Origin of the sequence: Streptomyces alkaliphilus (assembly GCF_014141535.1) — a bacterium.
Taxonomy (GTDB): Bacteria; Actinomycetota; Actinomycetes; order Streptomycetales; family Streptomycetaceae; genus Streptomyces; species Streptomyces alkaliphilus.
The window spans coordinates 1-5,480 of the sequence record NZ_VKHT01000284.1 but is presented as its reverse complement, the minus strand read 5'-3'; the positions used below and the strand labels follow the sequence as shown (position 1 = coordinate 5,480).

Sequence of the window (5,480 nt, the reverse complement as noted above, 5' to 3'; positions counted from 1 at the left end):
GGGTGCGGGGGGCGAAGGGGGCCGCGACCCTCCCCCTCGTCGTCCGGCTGCTGGACGAGGCCGGCGTCGCGATCGACGATCTGGCCCTGCGGCGTCCCACGTTGGACGAGGTCTTTCTCCATCTGACCGGCTCCCCGCCCGACCGCAACCACGGTGAGGGGACCGGACCGAGCGAACGGGAGGTGCGCGCATGACCGACAGCACAGCCGCCGACGCCCCCGGAGCGGGGCCGTCCGGGGCACCGGCGTCCCCGGCATCGCCGGACTTCCCGTCCCGCGACGGCTCCGGGGGGCACCCCTTCGCCCTTCTCCTCGACAGTTGGGTCCTCACCCAACGAGCGGTCCTGCACCAGGTGGGGCGCCCCGGCCCCTTGCTCTTCTCCCTGGCCTTCAACGTCCTGATCGTCCTGATCTTCGTCCATCTTCTGGGTGGCGCCATGATGGTTCCCGGAGGGGGCGGGTACCGGGACTTCCTGATGCCCGGCATGTTCGTGATGGCCATGCTCTTCGGAATCGGGACGACCACCCTCGCGGTGGCGACCGACCGGGAGCGCGGGGTGACCGATCGTTTCCTCTCCATGCCGCTGTCGCCGGCCGCGGTGTTGATCGCACGGGCGGTGGCGGACATGCTCGTCGCCGTTCTCACCCTGACCGTGATGGTCGCCACGGCCCTGGCGATCGGATGGAGGCACAACGGCTCCGTCGGGGAGTTCGCGGCCGCACTCGGCCTCGTGCTGCTGCTGCGTTTCGCCCTCGTGTGGGTCGGCGTGTATCTGGGACTGACCCTCTCCGGGGCCGGGGCGGTCAACGGGGTGCAGACCCTGGAGTTCCCGGTCGGTTTCCTCTCCGCCGCCTTCGTGGCGACGACCACGATGCCCGGATGGCTGGGCACACTCGCCGACTGGAACCCGATCTCCTCGACCGTCGACGCCTGTCGGATGCTGTTCGGAAGCCCCGGTGTCGCCTCCGGCTCCTGGGTCACCGACCATTCCCCGATGATGGCGGTGGTGTGGCCGGTGCTGCTGGTGCTCCTCTTCTTCCCACTCTCCGTGAACGCCTTTCGGCGGCTGAATCGTTGAGACCGGGGTCGATGGCCGGGCCCCGGGTCGGCGCATCCCGGGGTTCGCCCGGACCGGCGCGGTGTCAACCCGTGTCGGTCCGGGCGTCCACCATCACCGCGATGCCGTCGAGGATGCGTCGCAGACCGAACTCGAAGTTGTGGCCGGCGTCGTACGCCCGCCCATGCGCCGCTCCCACCGCCTCACCGATCGCGGCGGCCAGGGGGAAGGCGGAGGAGTCCATCAGCGACCCCAGGACGGGGCCCTGCGCGCGCCACCACTCCTCGTCCGTCATCCCGCTGTCCCGTTCGACCCGCTCGGCCTCGTCCGCGCGGCGGGCGGTGGTCTCGGCATGGCCGATCACGAGGTGGACGATGGTGTCCATCTCGATCGCGGACAGGCCGATGTCGGCCACCGCGCGGAGTTCGCGTTCGTATTTGGCGACGGCGTTGGGGCCGAGCGCCGGCCGGGTGACACCGACGTGCAGCATCCAGGGATGGCGGCGGAACAACCCCCAGTTGTCCCGGGCGACGCGGTCCAGCCGAGTGCGCCAGTCCCCGTCCGGGCACTCCCCCGCTGCGTCCGCGCCGGGGCGGGTGACGACCTCCCCGTAGACGGTGTCCAGCATCAGGTCGACGAGTTCGGCCTTGCCCGGAACGTAGGTGTAGAGCGTCATCGTCCCGACGCCCAATTCCTCCGCGATCCGGCGCATGGACAGGCGATCGACACCCTCGGCGTCCGCGACCCCGATGGCGACCCGGACGATACGGTCCACGCTCAGGTCGTGACGGGCGTTGCGCGCGGGGCGGCGGTCGCGCGCGCTCCACAGCAGGGCGAGGCTGCGCACGGGGTCGGGGGGCCCGCCACGCGGTCGGGTGGTGTCCTTGGCCATCCCCGTCATCGTACGCGCAGGGGCCCCGGTGTTCGGTTACCGCCGACCGTTCGTGGGCCCGGGTCGACGGCGGAAACCCTCGACACCGGTCACGGGGCCGTGACCGGCGCCCGGCGGATCGGGCGCGCGCTGCCCGGGCGTCGCGCGGAGCGCTCCCGTGATCCCGTCCGATATCGCCCCCGCACCCGGTGGTCCGGGGGCTCTCCTCCGTCGATCCGTGTGGCGAGCCGGTGTCCCTTCCCCCGGCGAGCGATGGATGGGCGGGGCGGTTCGATGGGCCCCGTCGGGAGCGGTGGGCGTCCGCGGGGGCCGCTCGGCCCGACCGGCTCCCCGCGGACGTGCCCGGTCAGGGCCCGGGTCGGGGCATCGGTTTGACGGCGAGGGAGAGGGCGTAATCGCCGTCGGGGTCGGTCCACCAGGAACGGAGGCGCAGGCCGGCCGTCGCGAGTTCCCGTTCCACACCCTCGCGCCGGAACTTGGCACTCGTCTCGGTGAGCAGTTCCTCCCCGTCGGCGAAGGTCGCCTCCAGGCCGAGAACACGCACCACCTGTTCGCCCCGGGACCTGAGCCGCATCTCGATCCGCTCCTCCGCCTCGTTCCACACCGCGACGTGGTCGAACCCCCGGGGGTCCAACTCGGCCCCCAGTTCCCGGACCAGCACGTGGAGCACGTTGCGGTTGAACTCGGCCGTCACGCCGGCGGCGTCATCGTAGGCGGCGACCAGTCGGGCCGGGTCCTTGACCAGGTCGGTGCCGAGCAGGAGCCCGTCCCCGGGTGCCAGGTGTCGGGCCAGGGCACGCAGGAATCGCGCACGCGGTCCGGGGAGGAGGTTGCCGATGGTGCCGCCGAGGAACGCCACCAGCCGCCGGCCGCCCGTGGGGAGCGACGACAGATGACGTTCGAAGTCCCCCACGACCGCGTGCACCGTGATCGAGGGGTACTCGCCCGCCACGGATTCCCCGGCCCCGGTGAGGACGGACTCGTCGACGTCCAGGGCCGCGTAGCGGCGCAGGGTGCCGGACTTGGCCAGGGCGTCGAGCAGCAATCGGGTCTTCTCCGAGGTGCCGCTGCCGAGTTCCACGAGGGTGTCGGCCCGGGTGGCCTCGGCGATGTCGAGGGCGTGCGTGCCGAGGATCGCGCGCTCCCGGCGGGTGGGGTAGTACTCCTCGAGCTCGGTGATGCGTTCGAAGAGACGGGAACCGCGGGCGTCGTAGAACCACTTCGGCGGCAGGCTCCGGTGCTCCGCGGTCAGGCCGTCGCGGACGTCCTTCTCCAGGTCGGCCCGGCGTGCGGCCGGGGTCAGGTACCGGTCCACGCGGACGGTCGTGCCCCGTCGCCGGGCCCCGCCCGTCGGTTCGCCGCGGGCGCCGTCCGGGCCGGCGGCGCCGGTCCTCCCGGGGGGCCTCACGGGCGTGCCAATCGCAGGCCGGCGAAGACCCACCGGGAGGCGGCCGGGTAGAAGTTCCGGTAGGTCAACCGTTCGTGGCCGGCCGGGGTGACGCAACTCGCCCCGCGCAGCACGTGCTGGTCGGACATGAACTTCCCGTTGTACTCGCCGACGGCGCCCTCCGCCGGGCGGAATCCCGGATAGGGCAGGTAGGCGCTGGATGTCCACTCCCAGACGTCCCCGATCATGTGCCGGCCGGCCGGGCCCGGATGCAGACGGTCGGGGTCGAGCAACCCCCCGCGCCGCTCGGCGACGTCCCGGGCGGCGACCTCCCATTCGGCCTCGGTGGGCAGCCGGGCCCCGGCCCAGCGGGCGTAGGCGTCCGCCTCGTAGAACGAGATGTGGCACACCGGTTCGGCGCGCCGCAGCGGACGTACCCCGGCGGCGCCGAAGACGGTCCACCGTCCGTCCTCCTCCTGCCGCCAGTAACCGGGGGCGCGCCAGCCGTGGCGTCTCACGGCCGCCCACCCGTCGGAGAGCCACAGCTCCGGCCGGGAGTACCCGTCGTCGGTCATGAAGGCCAACCAGTCCTCGTTGGTGACGGCGCGTTCGGCGATCTCGAAGGGCACCAGGTGCACGGTGTGGCGCGGCCCCTCGTTGTCGAACGCGAACCCCTTCCCGTCGTGACCGATCTCGTGGAGACCGCCGGGGACGGCCCGCCAACTCTGCGGGAGCGGGTCGGGGTCGTCGGTGGGGGCGTCGGCCGGCCGTTGGACCATGGCGGGGCCGAAGGGGTGGTGCGAGAGGAGATGCAGGGCGTCCATGACCAGCAGCTCCTGGTGCTGCTGCTCGTGGTTCAGTCCCAGTTCGACGATCTCGTCGTGCACTCCCCCGGGGGCGTGGGCCAGCAGTTCGTCGACCGCGCGGTCGACGTGTGCCCGGTAGCGTCCGACCTCCTCGGCCGAGGGTCGGGTGATCAGTCCCCGGTGGGGGCGCGGGTGTCTGGGGCCGACGGCCTCGTAGTAGGAGTTGAACAGGTAACGGAAGGTCGGGTCGAAGGGGCGGTGGCCCCCGGCGGGCCCGAGCAGGAATTCCTCGAAGAACCACGACGTGTGGGCACGGTGCCACTTCGTGGGGCTGGCCTCCGGCATGGACTGAGCCGTCTGGTCCTCGGGGGAGAGCGGTGAGGCGAGCCGCTCGGTGAGCGCGCGGACGTCCCGGAACCGCGCGAGGAGGGTGGGCGGGGCGAGCGCTGACGAAGTCACACGACCTCCGGTCGTCGTCGGCGTTCCGCGGCCGGGCGACCGCGGCGTCAACGATCGCTGTACCCCTCACCCGGCTTCCTGACCCCTGATGCCCCGGACGCCTCCGGATCGGCGCGCGACGGAACATCGCCGACAGGCGTGATCGCCGCGATCGGGGGAGGGTGGGAAGCCGGCCCGGCCGTCCGCCGGATCGACGAACCGACCGGGAGAGGAACCGACCGGGAGAGGAGCTCGCATGGCCGTGGATTTCGACGTCGTCGTCATCGGAGCGGGTCCGGGGGGTGAGACGGTCACCGGCCGGCTGTTGGACGCGGGCCTGCGCGTGGCCCTGGTGGAGCGGGAGCTGGTGGGGGGCGAGTGCGCCTATTGGGCGTGCGTGCCGTCCAAGACCCTGCTGCGGTCCCCCGAGGTCGGTGCGGAGGCCGCCGCGGTGGCCGGGGTGTCCGAACCCGTTCGGGAGTGGCCCGCCCTGCGCGACTACCGCGATGACATGATCCGAGGGCTGGACGACACCGCGCAGGTGAGGGCGTACCGCGAGCGGGGCGCGACGGTCCTGCGGGCCGACGCGCGCGTCACGGGCCGCGATCCGTGGGTGGTGGAGGCCGGCGGCGAACGTCTGACCACGGCGAACGTGGTGGTCGCCACCGGTTCGGAGCCGGTGCGTCCGCCGGTGGAGGGGCTGGAGGACGTCGAGGTGTGGACCAACCGGGAGGCCACCACCTTGCGGGAGATCCCGGAGCGGGCGCTGTTGATCGGCGGCAGCGCGGTGGGTGTGGAGATGGGACAGTTCCTGGCCCGGATGGGGTGCTCGGTCGTCCTCGTCCAGCGGGGACCACGGCTGCTGGGTCGGGAGGAGGCCCGGGCGGGCGAGTTGATCGC

Annotated in this window: 5 protein-coding genes and 1 pseudogene; 3 read left to right on the top strand and 3 right to left on the bottom strand. The window is 72.6% G+C overall.

Going from position 1 to position 5,480, the window contains the following annotated elements; genetic code table 11:
- A pseudogene (locus FNQ90_RS11280) lies at positions 1–194 on the top strand (daunorubicin/doxorubicin resistance ABC transporter ATP-binding protein DrrA); the annotation flags it as partial.
- Entirely contained in the window at positions 191–1,078 is an 888-nt protein-coding gene (locus FNQ90_RS11275) for an ABC transporter permease (RefSeq protein ID WP_182606242.1), read from the top strand. The pseudogene FNQ90_RS11280 and the gene FNQ90_RS11275, both read left to right, overlap by 4 nt.
- Before the next feature lie 64 nt (positions 1,079–1,142).
- On the opposite strand, the gene FNQ90_RS11270 is transcribed toward FNQ90_RS11275, so the two are convergent.
- From FNQ90_RS11270 to egtB, 3 genes are all read right to left on the bottom strand, one after another.
- The gene (locus FNQ90_RS11270; RefSeq protein ID WP_182606241.1) at positions 1,143–1,949 is read right to left on the bottom strand and encodes a TetR/AcrR family transcriptional regulator; all 807 of its coding nucleotides are present in this window, start codon (positions 1,947–1,949) and stop codon (positions 1,143–1,145) included.
- A 346-nt stretch (positions 1,950–2,295) separates the two neighbouring features.
- The gene (egtD, locus tag FNQ90_RS11265) at positions 2,296–3,264 is read right to left on the bottom strand and encodes an L-histidine N(alpha)-methyltransferase (RefSeq protein ID WP_182606240.1); all 969 of its coding nucleotides are present in this window, start codon (positions 3,262–3,264) and stop codon (positions 2,296–2,298) included.
- An 89-nt stretch (positions 3,265–3,353) separates the two neighbouring features.
- The gene (gene egtB / locus FNQ90_RS11260; RefSeq protein WP_182606239.1) at positions 3,354–4,601 is read right to left on the bottom strand and encodes an ergothioneine biosynthesis protein EgtB; all 1,248 of its coding nucleotides are present in this window, start codon (positions 4,599–4,601) and stop codon (positions 3,354–3,356) included.
- 235 nt (positions 4,602–4,836) lie between these two features.
- On the opposite strand from egtB, the gene FNQ90_RS11255 reads away from it, so the two are divergent.
- Positions 4,837–5,480, top strand: a 644-nt coding sequence (locus tag FNQ90_RS11255; RefSeq protein WP_182606238.1) for an FAD-dependent oxidoreductase, incomplete at its 3' end; no start/stop codon positions are given.